This window comes from Ruegeria sp. G7 (assembly GCF_056535465.1).
This window is the reverse complement of sequence record NZ_JBQFIL010000001.1, coordinates 1,440,049-1,462,448: the sequence shown is the minus strand read 5'-3', so window position 1 is coordinate 1,462,448 and position 22,400 is coordinate 1,440,049. Positions and strand designations below refer to the sequence as shown.

The 22,400-nt window shown below is 61.0% G+C and carries 25 protein-coding genes and 2 pseudogenes; 14 read left to right on the top strand and 13 right to left on the bottom strand.

The window, feature by feature from the left end; translation table 11 throughout:
- Window positions 1-85: 85 nt before the first annotated feature.
- Together ACR3EN_RS07350 and argH are read right to left on the bottom strand one after the other, a co-directional pair.
- The gene (locus tag ACR3EN_RS07350) at window positions 86-271 is read right to left on the bottom strand and encodes an argininosuccinate lyase (RefSeq protein ID WP_480823534.1); all 186 of its coding nucleotides are present in this window, start codon (window positions 269-271) and stop codon (window positions 86-88) included.
- On the bottom strand, window positions 268-1,656 hold the full coding sequence (argH, locus tag ACR3EN_RS07345) for an argininosuccinate lyase (protein ID WP_480823532.1): 1,389 nt from the start codon (window positions 1,654-1,656) through the stop codon (window positions 268-270). Before argH ends, ACR3EN_RS07350 begins: the two co-directional genes overlap by 4 nt.
- Before the next feature lie 21 nt (window positions 1,657-1,677).
- On the opposite strand from argH, the gene ACR3EN_RS07340 reads away from it, so the two are divergent.
- From ACR3EN_RS07340 to yddG, 10 genes and pseudogenes are all read left to right on the top strand, one after another.
- Window positions 1,678-2,244, top strand: coding sequence for a TlpA disulfide reductase family protein (locus ACR3EN_RS07340; RefSeq protein WP_480823530.1), 567 nt, complete (start codon window positions 1,678-1,680; stop codon window positions 2,242-2,244).
- 64 nt (window positions 2,245-2,308) lie between these two features.
- The gene (locus ACR3EN_RS07335) at window positions 2,309-2,671 is read left to right on the top strand and encodes a hypothetical protein (protein WP_480823528.1); all 363 of its coding nucleotides are present in this window, start codon (window positions 2,309-2,311) and stop codon (window positions 2,669-2,671) included.
- Window positions 2,672-2,792: 121 nt separating this feature from the next.
- Window positions 2,793-3,179: a hypothetical protein gene (locus tag ACR3EN_RS07330; RefSeq protein ID WP_480823526.1), complete on the top strand. Its 387-nt coding sequence runs from the start codon at window positions 2,793-2,795 to the stop codon at window positions 3,177-3,179.
- Window positions 3,176-4,147 carry a sterol desaturase family protein gene (locus ACR3EN_RS07325; RefSeq protein ID WP_480823524.1) on the top strand — a complete coding sequence of 324 codons (972 nt, stop codon included), beginning with the start codon at window positions 3,176-3,178 and terminating at the stop codon, window positions 4,145-4,147. The genes ACR3EN_RS07330 and ACR3EN_RS07325 overlap by 4 nt, the downstream gene beginning before the upstream one ends.
- Before the next feature lie 91 nt (window positions 4,148-4,238).
- The gene (locus tag ACR3EN_RS07320) at window positions 4,239-4,421 is read left to right on the top strand and encodes a hypothetical protein (protein ID WP_480823522.1); all 183 of its coding nucleotides are present in this window, start codon (window positions 4,239-4,241) and stop codon (window positions 4,419-4,421) included.
- Window positions 4,422-4,513: 92 nt separating this feature from the next.
- Window positions 4,514-5,347 carry an EAL domain-containing protein gene (locus tag ACR3EN_RS07315; RefSeq protein ID WP_480823520.1) on the top strand — a complete coding sequence of 278 codons (834 nt, stop codon included), beginning with the start codon at window positions 4,514-4,516 and terminating at the stop codon, window positions 5,345-5,347.
- A 191-nt stretch (window positions 5,348-5,538) separates the two neighbouring features.
- Window positions 5,539-6,714 carry an acetyl-CoA C-acetyltransferase gene (locus ACR3EN_RS07310; RefSeq protein WP_480470928.1) on the top strand — a complete coding sequence of 392 codons (1,176 nt, stop codon included), beginning with the start codon at window positions 5,539-5,541 and terminating at the stop codon, window positions 6,712-6,714.
- A gap of 187 nt (window positions 6,715-6,901) precedes the next feature.
- Window positions 6,902-7,624: an acetoacetyl-CoA reductase gene (gene phbB, locus ACR3EN_RS07305; RefSeq protein WP_480843531.1), complete on the top strand. Its 723-nt coding sequence runs from the start codon at window positions 6,902-6,904 to the stop codon at window positions 7,622-7,624.
- Window positions 7,625-7,927: 303 nt separating this feature from the next.
- Window positions 7,928-8,874, top strand: a pseudogene (locus ACR3EN_RS07300) (transcriptional regulator GcvA).
- Window positions 8,871-9,737 carry an aromatic amino acid exporter YddG gene (yddG, locus tag ACR3EN_RS07295; RefSeq protein ID WP_480823514.1) on the top strand — a complete coding sequence of 289 codons (867 nt, stop codon included), beginning with the start codon at window positions 8,871-8,873 and terminating at the stop codon, window positions 9,735-9,737. The pseudogene ACR3EN_RS07300 and the gene yddG overlap by 4 nt, the downstream one beginning before the upstream one ends.
- On the opposite strand, the gene ACR3EN_RS07290 is transcribed toward yddG, so the two are convergent.
- The 3 genes from ACR3EN_RS07290 to ACR3EN_RS07280 all read right to left on the bottom strand — a co-directional run bounded on the left by ACR3EN_RS07290 (window position 9,734) and on the right by ACR3EN_RS07280 (window position 11,003).
- The gene (locus ACR3EN_RS07290) at window positions 9,734-9,898 is read right to left on the bottom strand and encodes a YdcH family protein (RefSeq protein ID WP_480823512.1); all 165 of its coding nucleotides are present in this window, start codon (window positions 9,896-9,898) and stop codon (window positions 9,734-9,736) included. The genes yddG and ACR3EN_RS07290 overlap by 4 nt on opposite strands.
- A gap of 125 nt (window positions 9,899-10,023) precedes the next feature.
- Window positions 10,024-10,791: a tRNA1(Val) (adenine(37)-N6)-methyltransferase gene (locus tag ACR3EN_RS07285; RefSeq protein ID WP_480823510.1), complete on the bottom strand. Its 768-nt coding sequence runs from the start codon at window positions 10,789-10,791 to the stop codon at window positions 10,024-10,026.
- The gene (locus ACR3EN_RS07280; RefSeq protein WP_480823508.1) at window positions 10,788-11,003 is read right to left on the bottom strand and encodes a putative signal transducing protein; all 216 of its coding nucleotides are present in this window, start codon (window positions 11,001-11,003) and stop codon (window positions 10,788-10,790) included. Before ACR3EN_RS07280 ends, ACR3EN_RS07285 begins: the two co-directional genes overlap by 4 nt.
- 56 nt (window positions 11,004-11,059) lie before the next feature.
- On the opposite strand from ACR3EN_RS07280, the gene ACR3EN_RS07275 reads away from it, so the two are divergent.
- Window positions 11,060-12,058, top strand: coding sequence for a polyprenyl synthetase family protein (locus ACR3EN_RS07275; RefSeq protein WP_480823506.1), 999 nt, complete (start codon window positions 11,060-11,062; stop codon window positions 12,056-12,058).
- On the opposite strand, the gene ACR3EN_RS07270 is transcribed toward ACR3EN_RS07275, so the two are convergent.
- The 4 genes from ACR3EN_RS07270 to soxR all read right to left on the bottom strand — a co-directional run bounded on the left by ACR3EN_RS07270 (window position 12,051) and on the right by soxR (window position 16,911).
- Window positions 12,051-12,872 (bottom strand): 4-(cytidine 5'-diphospho)-2-C-methyl-D-erythritol kinase, encoded by an 822-nt coding sequence (locus ACR3EN_RS07270; protein WP_480823504.1) that lies wholly within the window; start codon window positions 12,870-12,872, stop codon window positions 12,051-12,053. The genes ACR3EN_RS07275 and ACR3EN_RS07270 overlap by 8 nt on opposite strands.
- Window positions 12,862-14,568: a tetratricopeptide repeat protein gene (locus ACR3EN_RS07265; protein WP_480823502.1), complete on the bottom strand. Its 1,707-nt coding sequence runs from the start codon at window positions 14,566-14,568 to the stop codon at window positions 12,862-12,864. Before ACR3EN_RS07265 ends, ACR3EN_RS07270 begins: the two co-directional genes overlap by 11 nt.
- 104 nt (window positions 14,569-14,672) lie before the next feature.
- Window positions 14,673-16,319 carry an electron transfer flavoprotein-ubiquinone oxidoreductase gene (locus tag ACR3EN_RS07260; RefSeq protein WP_480823500.1) on the bottom strand — a complete coding sequence of 549 codons (1,647 nt, stop codon included), beginning with the start codon at window positions 16,317-16,319 and terminating at the stop codon, window positions 14,673-14,675.
- 136 nt (window positions 16,320-16,455) lie between these two features.
- Window positions 16,456-16,911 carry a redox-sensitive transcriptional activator SoxR gene (soxR, locus tag ACR3EN_RS07255; protein WP_480823498.1) on the bottom strand — a complete coding sequence of 152 codons (456 nt, stop codon included), beginning with the start codon at window positions 16,909-16,911 and terminating at the stop codon, window positions 16,456-16,458.
- Between the two features lie 87 nt (window positions 16,912-16,998).
- Between soxR and ACR3EN_RS07250 the strand changes: the two genes are divergently transcribed.
- The 3 genes from ACR3EN_RS07250 to ACR3EN_RS07240 all read left to right on the top strand — a co-directional run bounded on the left by ACR3EN_RS07250 (window position 16,999) and on the right by ACR3EN_RS07240 (window position 19,097).
- Complete coding sequence (locus ACR3EN_RS07250) at window positions 16,999-17,379, top strand: VOC family protein (protein WP_480823496.1); 381 nt, start codon at window positions 16,999-17,001, stop codon at window positions 17,377-17,379.
- Between the two features lie 237 nt (window positions 17,380-17,616).
- Complete coding sequence (greA, locus tag ACR3EN_RS07245) at window positions 17,617-18,087, top strand: transcription elongation factor GreA (protein ID WP_480531867.1); 471 nt, start codon at window positions 17,617-17,619, stop codon at window positions 18,085-18,087.
- Between the two features lie 17 nt (window positions 18,088-18,104).
- Complete coding sequence (locus tag ACR3EN_RS07240; protein ID WP_480823494.1) at window positions 18,105-19,097, top strand: hypothetical protein; 993 nt, start codon at window positions 18,105-18,107, stop codon at window positions 19,095-19,097.
- A gap of 6 nt (window positions 19,098-19,103) precedes the next feature.
- On the opposite strand, the gene ACR3EN_RS07235 is transcribed toward ACR3EN_RS07240, so the two are convergent.
- The 4 genes and pseudogenes from ACR3EN_RS07235 to ACR3EN_RS07220 form a co-directional block, all read right to left on the bottom strand.
- Window positions 19,104-20,369 (bottom strand): molybdopterin-binding protein, encoded by a 1,266-nt coding sequence (locus ACR3EN_RS07235; RefSeq protein ID WP_480823492.1) that lies wholly within the window; start codon window positions 20,367-20,369, stop codon window positions 19,104-19,106.
- Window positions 20,366-20,856: pseudogene (mobB, locus tag ACR3EN_RS07230) on the bottom strand (molybdopterin-guanine dinucleotide biosynthesis protein B). Before mobB ends, ACR3EN_RS07235 begins: the two are co-directional and overlap by 4 nt.
- Window positions 20,853-21,509, bottom strand: coding sequence for a molybdenum cofactor guanylyltransferase MobA (gene mobA / locus ACR3EN_RS07225; RefSeq protein ID WP_480823488.1), 657 nt, complete (start codon window positions 21,507-21,509; stop codon window positions 20,853-20,855). The pseudogene mobB and the gene mobA overlap by 4 nt, the downstream one beginning before the upstream one ends.
- Window positions 21,502-22,392: a formate dehydrogenase accessory sulfurtransferase FdhD gene (locus ACR3EN_RS07220; protein ID WP_480823486.1), complete on the bottom strand. Its 891-nt coding sequence runs from the start codon at window positions 22,390-22,392 to the stop codon at window positions 21,502-21,504. Before ACR3EN_RS07220 ends, mobA begins: the two co-directional genes overlap by 8 nt.
- Between the last annotated feature and the right edge of the window lie 8 nt (window positions 22,393-22,400).

Below are 22,400 nucleotides of genomic sequence, written 5' to 3'. Positions count from 1 at the left end.
ACGCGGCGAGCATGACGAGGCAGAAGATCAGGCCGATGGGTTTCATATAATGGTCTCTTTCGTCCGACTCTGGTTTCAGGCCAGATCACAGCCCCAGATAAACACCCAATCCACCGCGCCGCAGGCCAACCCCCACGCCACCGTAGGTGCCGCTGCTGCCCACGCCGACACTCGCGCTCATGGTGGGTTGGATCGGTTCGCCATCAGCGCCACACGCGGCCAAGGCCACTGTAGCTGTCAGCAAAAGCACCAAATGTCGTATCCGCATCATATCAACGTCTTCCATCGCGCGATTTGGGCCCGCACCTGATCCGGCGCAGTTCCTCCGTAGGATTGGCGAGAGTTTACTGAATTTTCGACCGTAAGAACAGAAAAGACATCGTCGGTGATATCCGCATGGACGGTTTGCATATCCTCGAGCGTCAGATCGGGCAGGTCGCAGGTCTTGGCCTCGGCCATCGCCACCAGCGATCCAGTGACATGGTGCGCATCGCGGAACGGCAGGCCCAGCACGCGCACCAGCCAGTCGGCCAGATCGGTCGCGGTCGAGAACCCCGACCCAGCGGCGGCGGCGAGGCTTTCGCGGTTGGCGGTCATATCCTTGACCATGCCTTCCATCGCAGCAAGCGCCAGCATCCAGTTATCGGCGGCGTCAAAGACCTGCTCTTTGTCCTCCTGCATGTCCTTGGAATAGGCCAGCGGCAGGCCCTTCATCACCATCATCAGCGCGGTGTTTGCGCCATAGATGCGGCCCACCTTGGCGCGGATCAGTTCCGCTGCGTCGGGGTTTTTCTTCTGCGGCATGATCGACGAGCCGGTCGAGAACCGATCCGACAGCGTCACAAAACGAAACTGGGCCGAGGACCAGATCACCAGTTCCTCGGCAAAGCGCGACAGGTGCACGGCGCAGATCGAAGCCGTTGACAGGAACTCAAGCGCGAAGTCGCGGTCGCTGACGGCATCCAGCGAGTTGGCGGCGGGGCGGTCAAAGCCCAGCGCCTCAGCGGTCATAGCGCGGTCGATGGGGAAGGACGTGCCTGCCAGCGCAGCAGCGCCCAGCGGGGATTCGTTCATCCGGGCGCGGGCATCGCGGACGCGGCTGAGATCACGGCCAAACATCTCGACATAGGCCATCATGTGATGGCCCCATGTCACCGGCTGCGCGGTTTGCAGGTGGGTAAAGCCGGGCATGACCCAATCGACCCCGGCATCGGCCTGCGCCAGCAAGGCGCGGATCAACGCCAGAAGGCCCGTTTCTGCCGCGTCGAACTGATCGCGCACCCAAAGTTTGAAATCCGTTGCGACCTGGTCATTGCGCGAACGCCCGGTGTGCAAACGGCCAGCGGGTTCTCCGATCACCTCTTTCAGGCGCGCCTCGACATTCATGTGGATGTCTTCCAGCGCGGTCGAAAACTGAAACGAACCGGACTGGATTTCTGACAAGACTGTGAGCAGGCCTTCCCGAATAGCTTCGGCATCACTATCACTTATGACGCCTGTAGCGGCCAGCATGGCGGCATGGGCGCGCGAGCCTGCGATGTCCTGGGCTGCCATCCGCTGATCGAACCCGATCGAGGCATTGATTGCCTCCATGATCGCGTCTGGACCGGCGGCAAAGCGGCCGCCCCACATCTGGTTCGAGGATTGATCGGTCATGAAAGAAAACCCGGAGTTGATATGCGCCTGTTACGTCTGATCCCCCTTTATATGGCCCTTGCGCTGGGTGCAAACGCGGCGTTGGCTGCGGATGTCGAAACGCTGAAGCCCCTGCGCGAGGGGACGCTGAAGCGCCTGATCCTGCACAAAGAGCCGAAAGAGGCCAAGACCATCGAATTCCAGTTGGAGGATGAGGGTGGCGTCGGCACGCTTGAGGACTATGCCGGAAAATATGTGCTGGTGAACTTCTGGGCCACCTGGTGCGCACCCTGCCGGAAAGAGATGCCGCAGATTGCGGAACTGCAGGAAGAGTTCGGTGGCGATAAGTTCGAGGTTCTTACGCTGGCGACCGGGCGCAACACGCCTGCCGGGATCAAGAAGTTCTTTGACGAGAACGGCATCGAAAACCTGCCCCGTCACCAGGACCCCAATTCAGCCGCGGCGCGTGAATTTGGTGTCATTGCCCTGCCGATCACCGTGATCCTCAACCCCGAGGGTCAGGAAATCGCGCGGCTGATCGGCGATGCCGAGTGGAATTCGGACAGCGCAAAGGCGATCGTGGGTGCTCTTGTAGGCGGCGAAAGTTAACACGCTTATCAAAAGGGTGCCAATGTGCTATCCCTCCCACTTGTTATGAGTGGGAGGATGTATTGTGAAACTTGTCATTAAACTCGCTACAGCGGCAATTATGGTTGTTGGACTGACCTCTGTTGCAAGCGCCAAAGATATCAAAAAAGAAAGTCAGTTTGTCGAATCCGTAGCGGGCAAAAAGCTTGTAAGCGGTTCAACCTGGCTGATCATATCCCCAGATGGGAAGATGAGCGGTGTTGGCCTGAATGATGCCAAACTCACCGGTGCCTGGGTTTGGAACAAACGCTTTTTCTGCCGCAATGTTGTCGTTGGCGACAGGGAGTTCCCCGAAGACTGTTTGAAGGTCAAGATAGAAGGCGATCAGGTGAAGTTTGTCCGCAACAAAGGCAAAGGCGATACCATCGTCTACACCGTCGCCAACTGAGATACACCGACAGCGTGATCCTGACTTCGGCATGTCCGCTTGCTGCCCCGGTTTCAAGCTGACGCGACGCCACCTTTGACACCCGTCCTCCCGCTTTGCAGTTTGGCGGTAGGAGGATGGAATGGCGCTGGAAATTCTATTGGTGCTGGTGGTCGGCGGCATTGCCGGGATCACGCTGTTGCTGCATCTGACGGGTAAGTCCCGCCTGCATCTGCTGACATCCGAAACGGCTGCAGACCAGTGGCTGCGGCATTTTCCTGATGACACGGTGATCGACGTTACCGTGGCCCATGACGGCCACGCCGCGCTTGTGCGGACCGAGATCGGGGCCGGGCTGCTTTGGTCCTTCGGGGCCGACACCGTGGCGCGGCATCTGCGGGATTTCGACTGGCTCGAGACCTCTGACGGCATCGAAGTGCAGTTCCACGACTTCGCAGTCCCCCGCGCGCGTATTCATCTTGAAGAGACCGAGCGCCAGCATTGGCAACACCTGATGGACCCGGAATGACTGACCAGATTACCTTTCCCGACGCGGTGCAATGGGCCGTGCCCTTCTTCATCGCTGCCATTCTGGCCGAGTTCCTGTGGATCGCCGTCAAAGGCCGGGGCGGGCGGTACGAGACGCGCGATGCCGTGACCTCTCTGATCATGGGGGCAGGCAATATCGCATCCGGCTTTCTGCTGGGGTTCATCGCCTATGCGTTCTTCATGTGGCTGTGGCAGATCACGCCGCTGAACCTTGGCACGTCGATCCCGATCATAATCCTGTGCTTCGTGCTGGATGACCTGCGCTATTACTGGGTGCATCGGTTCGGGCACCGTATCCGCTGGGTCTGGGCCAGTCATGTGAACCACCACAGCTCGCAGCACTACAACCTGACCACAGCTCTGCGGCAGACCTGGACCTATACGTTCACCTTCATGATGGTGGTGCGCGCGCCGCTGATCCTGCTGGGATTTCACCCGGCGATGGTACTTTTCGTGGGCGGGCTGAACCTGATCTATCAGTTCTGGATTCACACCGAGGCCATCCACAAAATGCCCCGCTGGTTCGAGGCGGTGATGAACACGCCCAGCCACCACCGCGCCCATCACGGGCGCAACGCGCGGTATCTGGATTGCAACTATGCAGGCGTGTTCATTATCTGGGACAAGATGTTCGGCACCTTCGTGCCTGAACAAGAGGATGACCGCGTCGATTATGGGCTGGTGCATAATATCGGCACCTTCAACCCACTGCGTGTAGCATTCCACGAATGGGTCGGCATCTGGCGCGACGCAACGCAGCCGGGGCTGACCCTGCACCAACGGCTGGCCTATTGCTTTGCACCGCCGGGCTATAGCCACGATGGCAGCCGCGACAACTCGCAACAGATCAAAGCCAAGCATCTGCAGCGTCATCCCGAAGATCGCGGAACGCCCGGATTTGAGCATGCCGACCTGACGATGCCTAATAAACAAGCAGAACAAGCCTGAGGATCGGCGCTGCGGCGCTGACCGGGTTGATTCTCGGGCCGAAGGCTCCATATGAGACCGAAGTTTCGTATTCGAGTAGCCCGAGGCCCCAATGACCCGTATTGTCACAGTTTTCACGTTTGTCGGCCTCGCAGGATTGGCTCTGGTAATGTTTGCAGCGCTTGGCGCGGGCAGTGCCCCAGCGGCGCTGGCACTGGGTTTTGCGATGGCAGCATTGGGCCTGATCGGTGCCGTGATCGGAGCGGCCGGACACGCCTGGCAATCTGTACGCTGATCCTGCACAAGCAGAAAACCGCGGTTTCTTAACCCCAGATTCACTTGTTTGACCTGAAATCGGGGCCACTCCTTTCGTGGACAGGCTTGGATATGCGGGACAAGAAATTAGCAGACGTGCCCGAAGGCTCGGACAATCCGCTGAATGCGGCGGTGTCGTCTCGGGACCGGTCGATCGTGCAGATGGCGACCGAAGCGGTGAAGCACAAACAGTGCAAGCTTGCCTTTCAACCGGTCATGCAAGCACAAGCCCCGCAGGGAGTGGCCTTTTACGAAGGGTTCATCCGTGTGTTGGATGAAACCGGACGCGTGATTCCGGCGCGTGAGTTCATGCCGCAAGTCGAAAACACGCCCATCGGGCGCGATCTGGACTGTATCGCGCTTGAGATGGGGTTGCGTACCCTGATCCGAAACCCCGGCATCCGCCTGTCCATTAACATGTCCGCCCGGTCCATAGGCTATGCCAGATGGTCCCGTGTGTTGGACAGGTTCCTGAAAAAAGACAGCAGCGTGGGTGAGCGTTTGATTCTGGAGATATCGGAAAGCTCGGCCATGCAGGTCCCCGAATTGGTGGTCGACTTCATGGATCGGCAACAGGCGCGGGGCGTCGCCTTTGCGTTGGATGATTTCGGAGCCAGCAACTTCAGCTTTCGTCATTTCCGAGAGTTTTTGTTCGATGCCGCCAAGATTGATGGTCAATTCATCCGCGGCATTGCCCTTGACCGAGACAACCAAGCGCTGGTCCGCGCCTTGATCGCCGTCGCGAAAGAGTTCGAGATTCTGGTCACAGCCGAATCGGTCGAAACAGCCGAAGATGCGAAATTTCTGATCGCGAACGGTGTCGACTGCCTGCAGGGGTTCTTGTTCGGCGCGCCATCTGTGACGCCCCCTTGGATCCCGGAAAAACCTGCCAAAACCGGTAGTTGAGAAGAACGTACCCGATGATGAACCGCCCCGGTTGACGCTGAGACAAGCTGTCCGTTGCTGCAGTTGCAGCATTCCTGTATCCCAAAGCACACTGGACAACGGGATCGTAGGGTATTGTACTGTCCGAGAGGGTGCTCTCGGCCATTGCGTGCGACCTCCCGACAGGACCATGATGGTAAAGGATTGACTATATGACCAACGTAGTAATCGCATCCGCCGCCCGCACAGGTGTGGGCAGCTTCGGTGGCTCGTTTGCGAACACCCCTGCACATGACCTCGGCGCTGCGGTTCTCGAAGCGGTGGTGGACCGCGCCGGGATCGATAAAGGCGAAGTAAGCGAAACCATCATGGGCCAGGTCCTGACCGCCGCCCAGGGGCAGAACCCCGCGCGGCAGGCGCACATCAACGCAGGCTTGCCGCAGGAAAGCGCGGCCTGGGGTATTAACCAGGTCTGTGGCTCGGGTCTGCGGGCCGTTGCCTTGGGTGCACAACATATCCAACTGGGCGACGCAGAAATCGTTGCCGCCGGCGGACAAGAGAACATGACCCTGTCACCCCATGCCGCAGCCCTGCGCGCCGGGCACAAGATGGGCGACATGAAATACATCGACACCATGATCCGCGATGGCCTTTGGGATGCCTTCAACGGCTATCACATGGGTCAGACCGCAGAAAACGTCGCCGAAAAATGGCAAATCAGCCGCGACATGCAGGATGAATTCGCCGTCGCGTCGCAGAACAAAGCCGAAGCCGCCCAGAACGCTGGCAAGTTCGCCGACGAGATCGTGCCCTTCACCATCAAGACCCGCAAGGGCGACATCGTGATGGACAAGGACGAATATATCCGTCACGGCGCAACCATGGAGGCGATGGCCAAGCTGCGCCCCGCCTTTACCAAGGACGGTTCGGTAACTGCGGCCAACGCCTCGGGCCTGAATGACGGCGCTGCCGCGACCCTGCTGATGTCGGCCGAGAACGCGGAAAAGCGCGGCATTGAACCTTTGGCCCGCATCGCGTCTTACGCGACTGCCGGTCTGGACCCGTCGATCATGGGTGTTGGTCCGATCTATGCCTCGCGCAAAGCACTGGAAAAGGCAGGCTGGTCGGTTGACGATCTGGACCTCGTCGAAGCGAACGAAGCCTTCGCCGCGCAAGCATGCGCCGTGAACAAGGACATGGGCTGGGATCCGTCGATCGTCAACGTGAACGGCGGCGCAATCGCCATCGGCCACCCGATCGGGGCTTCTGGCTGTCGCGTGCTGAACACGCTTCTGTTCGAAATGAAACGCCGTGATGCCAAAAAAGGTCTGGCAACCCTGTGCATCGGTGGCGGCATGGGCGTCGCCCTCTGCGTGGAGCGCGACTGAACGGTTTGATATCCGGATAGAAGAGGCGCCCCCTACGGGCGCCTTTTTTGTAACACTGGGGCCCTGCCCTGCAGATGCGGCGATATTGCCACCCGAGACGGGAAACATGGCGTGAAATAATATTGCGCAACATAAATCATAACAGTAACAACATTACCAAGACGACTAAGACTGGAGGATTCCTAAAATGGCACGTACAGCACTCGTAACCGGCGGCTCCCGCGGCATCGGCGCAGCAATTTCCAAGGCGCTCAAGGCCGAAGGATACAATGTTGCCGCCACTTATGCAGGCAACGACGAAGCCGCCGCAAAGTTCACCGACGAAACCGGGATCGCCACCTACAAATGGAACGTGGCCGATTACGATGAATCCAAGGCAGGTATCGAAAAGGTCGAAGCCGAGGTTGGCCCCATCGACGTTGTGGTCGCAAATGCTGGTATCACCCGTGACGCGCCGTTCCACAAGATGACACCCGAGCAATGGCATCAGGTGATCGACACGAACTTGACCGGGGTGTTCAACACCGTGCACCCCGTATGGCCGGGTATGCGCGAGCGTAAGTTTGGCCGCATCATCGTCATCAGCTCGATCAACGGTCAGAAAGGCCAGTTCGCTCAGGTGAACTATGCTGCCACCAAGGCGGGTGATCTGGGTATCGTAAAGTCGCTGGCTCAGGAAGGCGCGCGCGCCGGAATCACGGCCAATGCGATTTGCCCCGGCTATATCGCAACTGAAATGGTTATGGCGGTGCCGGAAAAGGTGCGCGAATCGATCATCGGCCAGATCCCGGCGGGTCGTTTGGGTGAGCCGGAAGAAATCGCCCGCTGTGTCGCGTTCCTGGCCTCGGACGACTCGCAGTTCATCAATGGCTCGACCATCTCGGCGAATGGTGCGCAGTTCTTCGTCTGATCAACAGACCCCGAACAGAAAGCGGGCCGGTCCATCAAGGACCGGCCCTTCTTTTATCCCGTAAGATCGCGCGCGCAGCGATCAGCGGGAACCAAATAGCCAGGACCAAAGCGCCACGACTGCTTTGCTGCGCTCTTTGTGGGCGCGATGAATGGCGCTTTGGACGGCCGGGTTTGTTGTCATCTCGATCATGCTGAACCCTTTCCTATCAAGTTAAATTTGTCTTGCCCTCAACATGACCTTTGATTTTAAATTGCACAAACGAGAGTTTTCGTCACCTCAATTCAAAATTTCTTAACTGATATGCCCGACCGCCTTCCCCTCTTACCGCGCTGCGCGCCTTTGATGCTGCCGCACGCCATATGTCATTCGCCAAGGCGGCGGCGGAGTTGAACGTGACCCCGGCTGCGCTGTCTTTTCAGATCAAGTCGTTAGAAGAGCATCTGGGGCATCCCCTGTTCCGCCGCCTCAACCGCGCCGTCGAGTTGACCGAGGCCGGACGCACACTTGCTCCGGGAACGGCGGATGGGTTTGCGGCGCTTCAGGCTGCCTGGCAGGCCACGCGCAGACTGCGGGATGAGACCAGCCTGACCGTTACCGCTGGCCCTGCCCTGACAGCAAAGTGGCTGGCGCCGCGCCTTTACGAGTTCGCACGGGCAAACCCGGGGATTGACCTGAAGTTCTCGGCCACATTGCGCAACATGGATCTTGAACGCGATGATGTGGACGTGGCCATTCGCTTTGGCTACGGGCCAGATGAGGACCTGTATTCCGTTCCCGTTCGCAAGGAATGGCTGACACCGGTGATGACGCCCGATCTGGCCGAGCAATTCCCCACGCCCGAATCGCTGCGTGATGCGCCCTTGATCCATGACGACTCGATCAGTTTTCTGAAACCGCGCTGCGACTGGTCTGCCTGGTTTCGCGCGGTTGGACTGGATTTCGCGCCAACCCATGGGGCGCATTTTTCGAACGCGGACCATGCGATCGATGCCGCTGTGGCAGGGCTTGGCGTGGTGCTGGGACGGCGCGCCATGATCCTGAAAGACATGACCGAAGGACGCCTGGTTGCGCCCTTCAAAGTCGCGCTTGAAACTGCCGGGCGCTTTCGATTCCTCTGCGTGAAAGGGGCCGAGAGGCGGCCTCAGATTGCGGCCTTCCGCGACTGGTTCATATCCGAGATTGAAAAGACCGCGCATATTTCAGATGAGTTCGAGATCATTCCCGTCGAAAAGGTGGCCATCGAATGAACCAGATAAGCGCGACCGCAATCGGCTTCGTCGCGGTGTTGCTGTGGTCTCTGCTGGCTTTATTCACTGTGGGATCGGCACCCACACCACCTTTGTTGCTGAACGCGATATGTTTTACCATTGGCGGTACGCTTGGCCTGATCTGGACCATCGCAAATGGCGGCCTGCGGCAATTGCGCCAAGTCGCCTGGCCGACCTATCTGTTTGGCACAATTGGGCTTTTCGGCTATCACGCGCTTTACTTTTCAGCTCTGCGCATGGCCCCCGCGGCTGAGGCCGGGCTGATCGCCTATCTCTGGCCTTTGCTAATCGTACTGCTGTCGGGCCTGCTGCCCGGAGAGCATCTGAAACCCGGTCACCTGATCGGGGCCTGTCTTGGCTTTGCCGGGGCGGCTGTGATCATCACAGGCGGCGGCGATGCAGGATTTCAGGCGCAACATCTGCCCGGCTATGGGTTGGCACTGTTATGCGCCCTGACATGGTCCAGCTATTCGGTCCTGTCGCGTCGACTGGGCGACGTGCCCACAAGCTCGGTTGCAGTCTTTTGCATACTGACCGCCATAGCGTCCTGGCTCCTGCATTTTGCGATGGAAGAAACGGTCTGGCCGCAGGGCGCGCTGGCGTGGACCTCGGCCATCGCACTGGGTTTGGGGCCGGTCGGTTTGGCGTTTTATGTGTGGGATATCGGGGTCAAACGCGGGGATATTCAAATCTTGGGCACCGCCTCTTACGCAGCACCATTGTTATCCACGTTGGTCTTGGTTCTGGCCGGGATCGCCGCCCCGTCCTGGGGTCTGGCGATCGCGGCCTTGTTTGTCACCGGTGGCGCAGCCATCGCTGCCCGCGCCAGCCTGACGGGTTAAGTCGACAGGCGCTCGATCTCTTCCTTCAGCCTCAGCTTTTGCTTTTTCAGCTGCGCGATATGGAGATCGTCGATACCAGGTGAGCGTTGCGCTTGTTCCACTTCAAGACCGAGAATTTCGTGTTTCTTCTTCAACTCCGTCAGATGTGCGCTCACGCTCATGGCGGTCCTCCTTCTATGGGTTTGTGAATGTCACGTAAGAAGTTGACCACATCATTTCCAGCCTGTCACGCTGCAGGCGCATAGAATCTGACATAAATCCGACAATTTCGGCTGGTCATTGCCGATCAGGCGAAATACCCGGTCAAATCCGCGCCGTCCCGCAGCACCGCCGACACCTGCGGCGTATAGCTCTCGCCGTCCTCCAGATGTCGATTCCCCGCATGCAGGATAAGCGGTGCACACAGCCGGAAAGCAGCGCGCCCACCTTTGCGCGCGCGCAAAATCACCAGCTCTGCGGCACGGTTGACGCGCGCAGACAGCGGCAGCACCTCGATCGAGCCCAGCCGGCCCGCGCAACCCGCCAGCATATCCGGCAGGCGGTCGGCCTTTTGTATCATGTGCAGATAGCCGCGTGGTGCCAGCCGGCGGGCGGCGACGTCAATCCAGTCCTCCAGCGGTGTTTCTTCACCCAACGCCGCCCTCCGCCCAGCGTCGGCGGACGGGCTATGCGTCCCTGCGCGGTAATAAGGCGGGTTGGCGATAACGTGATCGAATTGCATCTGGCGCAATTCCTCCGGCAAGGCATTCAGGTCAGCTTCAATCACGGTCAGCGCCGCGTTCGCCTCGGCGTTTCGACGCGCCAATTCCGCATAAGCGGGCTGCAGCTCAACGCCAGTGGCCTGCAGGCACGGCACCCGTGCCATCAGGCACTGAATGGCCGCCCCGGCACCGCAGCCCAGCTCCAGCACCGACTGGCCCGCATGTGCCGTCACAGCGGCCGCCAGCAAAACCGGATCAACCCCGGCCCGGTATCCCGATCGCGGTTGCCACAGGCGCACGCGCCCCCCCAAAAAGTCATTGCGGGTTAGATCATTGTCGGCAAAGCGGCTCATCGGCCCAGAGGAACCTCGTTATCGCGCATGACCCGCTCGGCGCGGGGCAGGTCATCGGCACGCACCATCAGGCGGCGGGGAAAGATTCCGATGCCGCCTTCGAGGATGCTCATGTTTACGTCCATCTGAAAGCAGTCTATATCCTCGCCCTCAAGGAGAGCTGTTGCAAAGGCCAGGATGGTCGGATCGGTGCTGCGCAATAGTTCTTTCATGGGGATGGATGTAAGGGCAAGGCGACCGGGATGTCGAGCCTTGTATCAGGAGTGTGATGGACGTCGGGACGATCTCGAAACCGCATGAGCGTCTGGCAGATATGCTGACGGATGAAATGGCAGCGGTGAACACGCTGATTCGGACGCGGATGGCGTCCGAGCACGCCCCGCGCATTCCCGAAGTAACGGCCCATCTTGTGGAAGCGGGTGGTAAACGCCTGCGTCCCATGCTGACGCTGGCTGCGGCGCAGCTGTTTGGCTATGCCGGGGATCACCACGTCAAGCTGGCTGCAACGGTCGAGTTCATTCACACCGCCACCCTGCTGCATGACGACGTGGTCGACGAGAGCGGTCAGCGGCGCGGGCGACCCACGGCGAACCTGCTGTGGGACAATAAATCCAGCGTTCTGGTGGGCGATTACCTGTTTTCCCGCAGCTTCCAGTTGATGGTCGAGACGGGTTCGCTTCGGGTTCTGGACATTCTGGCCAACGCCTCGGCCACAATTGCCGAGGGCGAGGTGCTGCAGATGACCGCCGCCACCGATCTGGGCACGGATGAAAGCGTTTATCTGCAGGTTGTGCGCGGCAAGACGGCGGCGCTGTTTTCGGCTGCGACCGAAGTGGGTGGCGTCATCGCAGGCGCGTCAGAGGCGCAGGTCAAAGCGCTGTATGACTATGGTGACGCGCTTGGGATTGCGTTCCAGATCGCAGATGATCTGCTGGATTATCAGGGTGACAGCAAAGCAACCGGCAAAAATGTCGGCGACGATTTCCGCGAGCGGAAGCTCACCCTGCCCGTGATCAAGGCTGTGGCGCAGGCCACAACCGAAGAACACGCGTTTTGGGAGCGTACAATCGGGCGCGGTCGTCAGGAAGAGGGCGATCTGGATCATGCCCTGTCGCTGATGGCGAAATACAGCACGCTGGATGCCACGCGTGCGGATGCGTTCGGTTGGGCGGCCAAGGCCAAAGCGGCGCTGGCGGCGCTGCCCGATCATGAGATCCGCGACCTGCTGGGCGATCTGGCGGATTACGTGGTCTCTCGTCTCAACTAAGCAGCGTTGCCCGGCACCACCAATCGGGATGTGCCGTGCCGATCTCATAGGCGGCGAAATGGGCCGCCTTCAGTGTCGGGTAGAGCGCGAAGCAGGTTGAGCCTGAACCTGACATGCGCGTCAGCAACGCGTCCCGTGTCTCACCCAGCGCGTCAAGCACATCAATGATCCCGGGCGCGACGGAGGTTGCCGGCAGCTGCAGATCATTGCGTTGATCCTGCAACCACCCGGCGCAGTCTTCCGGCGTGTTGAAGGCCGGGACTTGTTCCGGCATGGGCGGATTATCCCGCTGCTCCAGAGCTGCAAAAACCGGCCCGGTGGGAACGGCAATGCCCGGATTGACCAACAACGCGGGCAAGGGCGGCAACGCGATCGGTTCAACCCGCTCGCCAATCCCACGCATCCGCGCGGCTGAGGCCCTCATGCAAACCGGCACATCCGCGCCGAGCGAGACAGGCACGGTATCCGCCATCCCGGCGTCTTGGGCTCTCAGGCTACGCAAGACCGCAGCCGCGTCCGAGGACCCGCCGCCAATGCCACCGCCATGGGGCAGGTGTTTGTCCAGTTGGATAAGACCGGTCCAGCCTATCGCCTCAGCCGCCTGCCAGACCAGATTGCGGGCGTCGCAAGGCACACCATCCGAAAACTCTCCGCTGATCTCAAGCGACAGCTCAGGCCCCGGCGTAAGCTCCAGCCGATCCCCCACATCGGCAAATACAACCAGCGAATCCAGCAAATGGTAGCCATCTGCGCGCTGGCCGGTCACATGCAGGGTCAGGTTGATCTTGGCCGGCGCAAACGCCTTAGCCTTCATTGGCGACCTTCAGGGGCTCGGCGCCTTCCTCGACCAGTACCGCATCCAACCCGATCTCGATCTTGCGGCGGATGCGTTCGGGGTCGGCTTCGCCATCGGTCTCTTCCGGATCAATGAACGAGAGGGCGCGCTTCCACTGGAATTCGGCCTCGCGGGCACGACCTACGGCCCAGTAGACGTCACCAAGATGGTCGTTGACAACCGGATCGACCGGCATCAGCTCTACCGCGCGCTCCATATGGTCCACCGCTTCTTCGTAGCGGCCCAGACGGAACAGAACCCAGCCCAGGCTGTCGACGATATAACCGCTGTCCGGGCGCGCCGCGACCGCACGCTCGATCATCTCAAGCGCTTCATCCAACTTCTCGCGCCGTTCGACCAGCGAGTAGCCCAAGTAATTCAGAACCTGCGGCTGATCGGGGTTCAGTTCCAGCGCGCGACGAAAATCGGCCTCGGCCTTGTCCCAGTTCTTGAGCCGCTCGTGCGAGATTCCACGGGCGTAGTGCAGGAACCAATTGCCGCCGATACCCTCCTCAGTCAGGTCGATCGCCCGGTCATAGGACGTGACGGCGGCGGCATAGTCCTCTTGCTGGCGACGCAGATCGGCCAGCGCTACGTGGACACCAGGCAGATCAGGGTTCTGCGCCGCCAGATTTTGCAGCACTTCAGCCGCGGCGTCCTTGCGGTCGGATCGGCTGAGCACTTCGGCACGTCCCAGTTCCGCCGCGTGATAATCGCTGCTGTTGGGCGGCACCTGCCGGTAAACGTCGACCGCCTGATCATACTGTTCAAGCCCGTCCAGCAGCTCGGCGCTCAGCAAAATCGCGTCGATATGATCGGGGCGCAGAAACATCGCGATGCGGGCATAGAGCAGAACATAGTCCGGTGAGGCCTCGGCGCTAAGCGCCGCCCCAACCGAAAAGAACACTTCGGCCATGCCATCGCGCGCCGACTGAACATGCGTGAAAGGCAGCGTCTGGTCATCCGACAAACGCGTAACATAGCTTTCGATGGTGGGATCGCTGCCGTTGGCAAAAACGTCTTCCATAAATTGCAGCGCGTCGGCGTTACGATCCAGCTGCGACAGAATCTCGGTCCGCGCCAGCGCTGCGCGGCGCGAGAAGCGCGAAACAGCACCGTTATTGGCGGCGAGGATCGCGTCAGAACCCTCAAAGTCGCCAATCGATGCCAGCGCCATGGCTTTGTGGTAGAGCGCAAACTCTGCCAACCCATCCTGGGTCGAGACCACGTCGAACTGCTCCATCGCTTTGGTTACAGCACCCTGATCCATGTAAGCCCAGGCCGTCATCAACCCGTCAACCAGCGGGCCAACGCCTTGGGTTTCAGGATCACGGGACAGAAGCTCGTCAAGCGCACCGTCAGCGATCAGGTTGGCTGCGATCACCATCCGCGCCGCCTGGCTGGGCAGGCCATTGGCCTCGATGGTTTCGGCGACCGGCAGGGCGCGTTCGATCTGGCCCAGGGCAAGGCGCGCCACAACGACGTTTTCCAACAGTTTGGCGTTTTCGGGATCAGCTTTCAGCGCCTGCGCATAGTAGCGTTCAGCCGCTGGATAATCGCTTTGATAGATCGCCTGCCGTCCGGCGAGATAAGACCCGGTATCCGCCATCGCCGGAAGCGCCAGTGCTGAGCTGAGGATCGCGGCCAGTGCCGCGCGTCGAACCAGGGAAACCACCGATATCCTGCCTTGCTGTCATTGACTGACCGACAAGCTAGGGCTTCGGCGGGCAAGAGGCAATGGCAGAGCCTTCACGACCCTGCCAGAGCCCGCCTTTTCGCTTACATATTTGGGTAGTTCGGGCCATCCCCACCCTGCGGCGTGGTCCAGGTGATGTTCTGGCTGGGATCCTTGATGTCGCAGGTTTTGCAGTGGACGCAGTTCTGAAAGTTGATAACGAATCGCGGCCCGTTCTCATCTTCAACCACCTCGTACACGCCTGCTGGGCAATAGCGCTGCGCCGGTTCATCATATTTCGGCATGTTCACTTTGACCGGAATCTCGGGATCGGCCAGCCGCAGATGGCAAGGTTGGCTTTCTTCGTGATTGGTCGCTGCGAAGGACACGTTTGTCAGACGGTCGAAGGACAATACGCCGTCGGGTTTTGGATAGTCGATGGGCTGATGCTTGCTGGCATCCTCAGTCGACTCGGCGTCGTTTTTGCCGTGACCAACCGTGCCAAAGAAAGAAAAGCCCAGCGTGTTGGTCCACATATCCAGACCACCCAGCATCAGCGAGGCTGTCAGGCCCCATTTCGACCAGATCGGTTTGACGTTGCGCACTTTTTTCAGGTCAGCACCAATCGCACCGTTGCGCACATCGGTTTCATAGGCGGTCAGCTCATCGCCCGAACGGTCGGCCTTGATGGCGTCAAAGGCTGCCTCGGCCGCGGCCTTGCCCGACAGCATCGCGTTGTGGTTGCCTTTGATGCGCGGCACGTTGACCATGCCCGCCGAACAGCCCAGCAGCGCCACGCCCGGCGCGACCAGTTTCGGCATCGACTGATAGCCGCCCTCGGTGATCGCCCGCGCGCCATACGCCACGCGCTTGCCGCCCTTGAGCAGCTCAGCCACCATCGGGTGATGCTTGAAGCGCTGGAATTCCATGTAGGGATACAGATGCGGGTTTTTGTAGTTCAGGTGAACCACAAAGCCGACATAGACCTGATTGTTTTCAAGGTGATAGATAAAGGACCCGCCGCCCGCGTTGCTGCCCAAAGGCCAGCCCATCGTATGCGTGACCGAGCCTTCCTTGTGCTTGGCCGGGTCGATCTCCCAGATCTCTTTCATGCCGACGCCGTATTTCTGCGGCTCTTTGCCCGCAGACAGGTCGTATTTGTTGATGACCTCTTTGGACAACGAGCCTCGCACGCCCTCCGACAGGAAGACATATTTGCCGTGCAGTTCCATCCCCGGCTCGGTGTTGGGGCCGTAAGATCCATCGGGCTCAAGCCCGAACACACCGGCCACAACGCCTTTGACCTCGCCATTCTCGCCGTAGACCAGCTCCGAACACGCCATACCGGGGAAGATTTCGACGCCCAGCTCTTCGGCCTGTTCCGCCATCCAGCGGCAGACATTGCCCATCGACACGATGTAATTGCCGTGGTTGTTCATCAGCGGCGGCATGGGGAAGTTGGGGATGCGGATCTGACCGGCCTCGCCCAGCATGTAGAAGTTGTCTTCTTGCACCGGCACGTTCAGCGGGGCACCTTTTTCCTTCCAGTCCGGGATCAGCGCGTCCAAACCGCAGGGGTCCAGCACCGCACCCGACAGGATATGCGCGCCCACTTCCGAGCCCTTCTCCAGAACCACGACATTCAGGTCGGCATCCAGCTGTTTCAGACGGATGGCCGCTGACAGGCCCGCGGGGCCAGCGCCCACGATCACCACGTCATATTCCATCGCTTCGCGTTCAATCTCGGCCATCGCGGGCTCCTTAGCTAACTTTCCGAATTGGCGCTTTCACTGCGAGCTCGGCGCAATATTGTTTCACGGCTGATTACATGGTCTGAAAGAGCTTGGTCAATCGAAACACGGCGTAACAATGCCGCTATTCGACACATCAGCCCTCTGGCGCATCACCCATCAGGTATCTGGGACCGCTACCATGGGATTTGGCCCGGTCATCGGGGTTGTAAAGTCGGCATTTGGGCAGGCTGAGGCAGCCGCAGCCGATGCAGCCATCCAGATTGTCGCGCAGTCGTATCAGCGTATCGATTCGCTGATCCAGATGCGCGCGCAGATTGACGCTGATCGCTTTCCAGTCCTGCGGCGTGGGCGTGCGATTGCCGGGCAGGCCGGACAGAACCTCGCGGATTTCCGGCAGGGTCAGGCCGAATTGCTGGGCGATCATGACAAAGCTAAGCCGCCTGATGTCCGCCCGCTGATACCGCCGCTGCCCGCCTGCGTTGCGCCAGGGCGCGATCAGACCCTGCGCTTCGTAATACCGGATCGCTGACACCGCGAGCCCGGTGCGCCGGGCCAGCGCGCCGATTGCAAGCCCTTCGGATACTGCCATGACACCCTCGCAAATTATCCTTGACCTAAAGTTAGGTTTAGAAATTACGGTGAGTCGGGACAAGCCTCAATTCACAAAGGAGTTCCCATGATGGCGACGCTTGAACACACCAATTTCACGGTCCGCGACCCCAAAGCCTCGGCCGCGTGGATGGCGAAGGTCTTTGACTGGAAAACCCGCTGGGAAGGCCCGGCCATCGCGGGCGGCTATACCGTGCATGTGGGCGGGCCGCACACCTATCTGGCGCTGTACAACCCCGGCGACCCCAAGCCGCTGACCAACAGCAGCTATGACGTTGTCGGCGGGTTGAACCATGTGGGCGTGCTGGTCGAAGATCTGGATGCCACCGAGGCCAAGGTCAAAGAGGCCGGGTTCGAGCCGCACAATCACGCCGATTATGAACCGGGTCGCCGGTTTTACTTCCGCGATGACAACGGCATCGAGTTCGAGGTGATCCAGTATGATTGAACTGCTCTGGCTAGGGTCCGAGGCCCATCGCTGGCGGCGCGGCGACCTTCTGGGATCGCGCCACAGGCGAAAACCGCCGCCGCCGAAGCGGCGCTAAGTTGCAGGTTGTGCGAGAACGCGCGCCTGCCCCCTTGCAATTCACGCCTCATTTAGGTCAGGTAATTGCCGACCCATCATTCGCCCCGACGCTGATTTCAGGCGGCGGGGCGTCACAGTTTATGCGTGGACGACAAGACTATGGAAAAAATCCCCATGACGCCTGCGGGCAATGCCGCGCTTGAGGCGGAGCTGAAAAACCTGAAATCCGTCGAACGCCCGGCGATTATCGAGGCGATTGCCTCGGCACGCGAACTCGGCGACCTGAAGGAAAACGCCGAATATCACTCGGCCCGTGAAAAGCAGGGCTTTATCGAAGGTCGCATCAAAGAGCTTGAGGGCGTGCTGTCGCTGGTTGATGTGATCGATCCGACCAAGCTGTCGGGTGCGGTGAAGTTCGGGGCCAAGGTGACGCTGGTCGATGAAGACACCGACGAAGAAAAGACCTGGCAGATCGTGGGCGAATATGAGGCTAATATCGAAGCGGGCCTGCTGAACATCAAATCCCCCATCGCGCGCGCTTTGATCGGCAAGGATGAAGGCGACAGTGTCGAGGTGCGCACCCCCGGCGGCGTGCGGTCCTATGAAATCCTGAGCATCACCTACGCCTGATCCCGGAGCGTCCTGTCATGTCCGACACCGACCCTGATCCGGAAAGCAAGAAAGCGACCTCGCTGGGCATATATGACCGGCCCGGCCACCCCTCGGTGACCGGGATCGAGATCGCGGCGGCTGCGCTCAGCCTGGTGTGGCTGGTGGTGTCGGTGGTGTTTCTGGTGCTGCCCGGTGCCGGGCAAGGCGGGTTTATTGTCACCGCGCTGGCCGTGTTCCTGCCGGTGGCGATGATCTGGGTCGCCGCGGTTGCCATGCGCGCCAGCCGGGTCATGCGCGAGGAAAGCGCGCGGCTGCAGACCGCAATCGATGCGATCCGCAACAGCTACGTCACCCAAGCGCAGCGCGCGGCCAGCACCTATGAGCCGACCGTAGGCAAAAAGCTGGACGAGATCGCCGAAACCGCGAAAAAGACCGAAAGCGCGCTGGCGACCTTTTCGACCAATCGGGCCGAGCCGATGCGCCCCGGCAAGCGGGTGGCCGAACCGGCGAACCAGACCTCGCTGGAGCTGGGGACGTTGGCCGAAGAGATCGCGCCGCCCCTGCCCCGCGATGTCTTCATTCGGGCGCTGAACTTTCCCGAAACGCAGGACGATACGGCGGGTTTCGACGCCCTGCGCCTTGCGCTGAAGGATCGCAAGGCGGCGCAACTGGTGCAGGCCTCGCAGGATGTTCTGACCCTGCTGAGCCAGGAGGGGATCTATATGGACGACTTGCGCCCCGACATGGCCCGGCCCGAGATTTGGCGGCAGTTTGCCCAAGGGGCGCGCGGGCGCGCGGTTGCGACGCTGGGCGGTATCCGCGACCGGTCTTCGCTGGCGCTGACGGCGGCGCGGATGAAGCAGGACCCGATCTTTCGCGATGCGGCGCATCATTTCCTGCGCCGCTTTGACCACATGATCGCCGATTTCGAACCCGATGCCAGCGACGCCGAACTGACCGCATTGGGCGAAACCCGCACGGCGCGGGCCTTCATGCTGGTCGGGCGTGTGGCGGGGACGTTCGATTAAGGCGCCTCAGAGCCCGAAGCTGCCGTAAGGGATGAAGCGCACGGGATCACCGGGCTGAATGTGGCGCGCGCCGTCTTCGATCTCGACCAGTCCTTCGGCCCAGCTGAGGCCGCTGATACGGCCCGAACCCTCGGACCGGAACACCTCGGCCCTACCGTCGCGGATCCGGGCACGCAGATATTCGCGGCGGCCCGGTTTCTTGCGCTTCTCGAAGGCGGCTGGCACATCGAAACCCTGCGGGTCCTGCCAGCCCGCCCCGGCCATCAGGCACAGCGCCGGGCGGGCGAAGATCAGCGTGCAGACCAGTGCTGCGACCGGATTACCGGGCAAACCGAATACCGGCGTGCCCTGCCACAGGCCCAACGCCAAAGGACGCCCCGGTTTCAGCGCAATGCGCCATTCCTGCATTGCGCCTGCCGCGCGCAGCAGAGCCGAGACATGGTCTTCATCCCCCGCCGAAGCGCCACCGCTGGTCAGGATCACATCCGTCTGGTCTGCCGCCTCATCCAGCCGTTGTTGCAAGGCGACCCGGTCATCAGGCACCCGGCCAAGATCAACTGCGTCAAACCCCATGCGCTTGATCAGCGACAGCAGCATCGGACGGTTTGCATCAAATATTTGCCCCGGCCCTGCGGGATCACCGGGTTCGACCAGCTCATCGCCCGTGGACAAGACCCCCACGCGCAGCACTTTGCGGACCGCGACCTGGCTGACACCCACTGCAGACATCAGCGCCAAATCCGCAGGCGTGACCTGCCGCCCGGCAGGCAGCGCCACGGCCCCCTCTGTCACATCCTCGCCGGCCTTGCGTGTGTTCGCACCCTGTTTCAGTGGGCCGTGAAAGGCGATATGGCCATCCTGAACCGTCACATCCTCTTCCAAAATGACCGTCTGGACCCCTTCGGGCAGGGCCGCGCCGGTCAGGATGCGGATGGCGTGGCCCGCGGGCACCGAGCCGTCGTAGGGGACACCCGCCGCCGCGCGGCCCTCGATCAGAGGAAAAACACATGGGCCTTCCGGCATCGCCCCGGCAAAGCCATAGCCGTCCACCGCCGTGTTCGGCTGCGGCGGGTTTGAGCGTCTGGCGATCACATCCTCGGCCAGAATGCGGCCCGTGGCCTGCATCAGGGGCACGGTTTCGCCCCCGGTCACGACGGTCAGCCGCTCGCGCAGCAGGGCCAGCGCGTCATCCACCGGCGTCCAGTTGACCCCGGCAGGCAGGGCAAAGCAATCGTTGCGCAGGGGCGGCGGGGTGATGTCCGGTTTGCTCATAGCCCGACCTCTTGCAGGATGAAATCCGCGATGACGGCGGTGTTGTTCAGGTCAAAGACTGGGCGGTCCAGATCCAGCGGCGTGTCGCTGGCAACCGCGCGGATGGTCGGGTCATCGGGGGCGATCAGGGGGTTGTTTGCCACGGCGCGGAATGCCTCGACCTTGGGATGGACCTCGCGTTTGAAGCCTTCGATCAGCACCAGATCTACCGGCGAGAGGCGGGCCAGCAGCTCGGCCAGCGATGGTTCTGGCGCGCCGCGCAACTCCTGCATCAGCGCGATGCGGTTGCCCGAGGCCAGCAGCACCTCGGACGCGCCCGCCGTGCGGTGGCGGTAACTGTCGGTGCCGGGCTGGTCCACATCAACCGCATGATGCGCGTGTTTGACGGTCGAGACCGACAGACCGCGACCGGTGATCTCGGTCACCAACCGCTCCATCAACCCGGTTTTGCCGGCGTTTTCCAGCCGGTGACGCCGTAGACCCTCATGCCTGCTCCAGCAGGGTTTCGGCGCGGGCCAGATCGTCGGGGGTGTTGACGTTGAAGAAGGGGTCGAACGGCTCGGCCGGAAACAGGGCCTCGCGCCCGTCATGCTGATCGGTCCAGATCACCACCTTGCGCAAGCCCCCGGTCAGCGCCACGCGCAGATCATCGCGCAACGCCACGGGCCAGAGGCCGAACGTCGGGTGCCGGTTCACGCGCTTGCCGCCACCCGATTTCAACGCCTCATCGCCGGTGCGCGGCGTGGTGGCCAGAACCAGCGGATGCGTCTGCCCCTCAGCAGCCTGCGTTAGGCGCGCGACCAGATCGTGGGGAAAGAACGGCGTGTCGGCGGCAGCTGTTACGATGCTATCGGCCCCCTGTTCGGCTGCCCAGTCGAGCCCGGCCAATACACCTGCCAAAGGGCCCGCGAAGCCGTCAATCGAATCCGCGATGACCGGCAGGTTCAGATCGGCGAACCGCGCCGGATCGCCGTTGGCGTTTAGTGCAAGGCCATCCACTTGCGGGCGCAACCGGTCGATCACATAACCCAGCAGGCTCTGCCCGCCCAGTTGCAGCAGGCCTTTGTCGCCACCACCCATCCGGGTCGCAAGGCCGCCCGCGAGGATCACGCCCATGGGCTTTGCGGCACGCTCAACCATTTGCGCTCTTCCTGCGATGTTTCTTATCCTCAACCGCAACCGTTGTGGGATCAATATCGCGCAGCAGACGGTCTTCGCCCGAAAGACAGATGAACCGCTGGCCGCGCATCCGACCGATCAGGGTCAGACCGACCTCGCGCGCGATTTCGACGCCCCAGGCGGTGAAGCCAGAGCGCGAGGCGAGAACCGGGATTCCCATCATCGCTGTCTTGATCACCATCTCCGAGGTCAGGCGGCCCGTGGTGTAGAGAATCTTATCCGCAGCGCCCTCACCCTCGGACAGCATCCAGCCGGCGATCTTGTCGACAGCGTTGTGGCGGCCCACGTCCTCCATATAGACCAAGGGGCGGCTTTCTCGGCACAGCACCGTGCCGTGGATGGCCCCGGCCTCAAGGTACAGCGACGGGGTGCGGTTGATCTTGGCCGCCAGATCATAGAGCCACGAGGTCCGCACCTGCACTTGCGGCAACCGTACATCCTCAAGCCCCTCCATCATGTCGCCAAAGACTGTGCCAACAGCACAGCCGCTGGTGCGAGTCTTTTTCTTGAGCTTGTCTTCGTACGAGGTTTCACGCGCAGTCCGAACGACCACGGTTTCCAGATCGTCGTCATAATCGACGCGCGTGATGTCATCATCGGGCAGCAGCATGCCTTGGTTGCGCAGGAACCCCAGCGCCAGATATTCGGGATAGTCGCCAATGGTCATCGCGGTCACGATTTCCTGCGCGTTCAGGAAAATCGTCAGCGGGCGTTCCTCGACCACCGAGATCTGGCTGACCTCGCCGTTCTGGTCCACGCCCTCGACCGCGCGGGTCAAGCGGGCACCACCCGGATCGGGGGCGATGAGATAGTCGGACAGATCGATTTCCGTGGCCAATTGCAACCCTTTCC

Bases quoted from the DNA above. Each gene is read 5' to 3' on its own strand.
- ACR3EN_RS07350 (WP_480823534.1), bottom strand. From the start codon at position 271: ATGATGCGGATACGACATTTGGTGCTTTTGCTGACAGCTACAGTGGCC.
- argH (WP_480823532.1), bottom strand. From the start codon at position 1,656: ATGACCGATCAATCCTCGAACCAGATGTGGGGCGGCCGCTTTGCCGCC.
- ACR3EN_RS07340 (WP_480823530.1), top strand. From the start codon at position 1,678: ATGCGCCTGTTACGTCTGATCCCCCTTTATATGGCCCTTGCGCTGGGT.
- ACR3EN_RS07330 (WP_480823526.1), top strand. From the start codon at position 2,793: ATGGCGCTGGAAATTCTATTGGTGCTGGTGGTCGGCGGCATTGCCGGG.
- ACR3EN_RS07325 (WP_480823524.1), top strand. From the start codon at position 3,176: ATGACTGACCAGATTACCTTTCCCGACGCGGTGCAATGGGCCGTGCCC.
- ACR3EN_RS07320 (WP_480823522.1), top strand. From the start codon at position 4,239: ATGACCCGTATTGTCACAGTTTTCACGTTTGTCGGCCTCGCAGGATTG.
- ACR3EN_RS07315 (WP_480823520.1), top strand. From the start codon at position 4,514: ATGCGGGACAAGAAATTAGCAGACGTGCCCGAAGGCTCGGACAATCCG.
- ACR3EN_RS07310 (WP_480470928.1), top strand. From the start codon at position 5,539: ATGACCAACGTAGTAATCGCATCCGCCGCCCGCACAGGTGTGGGCAGC.
- phbB (WP_480843531.1), top strand. From the start codon at position 6,902: ATGGCACGTACAGCACTCGTAACCGGCGGCTCCCGCGGCATCGGCGCA.
- yddG (WP_480823514.1), top strand. From the start codon at position 8,871: ATGAACCAGATAAGCGCGACCGCAATCGGCTTCGTCGCGGTGTTGCTG.
- ACR3EN_RS07290 (WP_480823512.1), bottom strand. From the start codon at position 9,898: ATGAGCGTGAGCGCACATCTGACGGAGTTGAAGAAGAAACACGAAATT.
- ACR3EN_RS07285 (WP_480823510.1), bottom strand. From the start codon at position 10,791: ATGAGCCGCTTTGCCGACAATGATCTAACCCGCAATGACTTTTTGGGG.
- ACR3EN_RS07280 (WP_480823508.1), bottom strand. From the start codon at position 11,003: ATGAAAGAACTATTGCGCAGCACCGATCCGACCATCCTGGCCTTTGCA.
- ACR3EN_RS07275 (WP_480823506.1), top strand. From the start codon at position 11,060: ATGGACGTCGGGACGATCTCGAAACCGCATGAGCGTCTGGCAGATATG.
- ACR3EN_RS07270 (WP_480823504.1), bottom strand. From the start codon at position 12,872: ATGAAGGCTAAGGCGTTTGCGCCGGCCAAGATCAACCTGACCCTGCAT.
- ACR3EN_RS07260 (WP_480823500.1), bottom strand. From the start codon at position 16,319: ATGGCCGAGATTGAACGCGAAGCGATGGAATATGACGTGGTGATCGTG.
- soxR (WP_480823498.1), bottom strand. From the start codon at position 16,911: ATGGCAGTATCCGAAGGGCTTGCAATCGGCGCGCTGGCCCGGCGCACC.
- ACR3EN_RS07250 (WP_480823496.1), top strand. From the start codon at position 16,999: ATGATGGCGACGCTTGAACACACCAATTTCACGGTCCGCGACCCCAAA.
- greA (WP_480531867.1), top strand. From the start codon at position 17,617: ATGGAAAAAATCCCCATGACGCCTGCGGGCAATGCCGCGCTTGAGGCG.
- ACR3EN_RS07240 (WP_480823494.1), top strand. From the start codon at position 18,105: ATGTCCGACACCGACCCTGATCCGGAAAGCAAGAAAGCGACCTCGCTG.
- ACR3EN_RS07235 (WP_480823492.1), bottom strand. From the start codon at position 20,369: ATGAGCAAACCGGACATCACCCCGCCGCCCCTGCGCAACGATTGCTTT.
- mobA (WP_480823488.1), bottom strand. From the start codon at position 21,509: ATGGTTGAGCGTGCCGCAAAGCCCATGGGCGTGATCCTCGCGGGCGGC.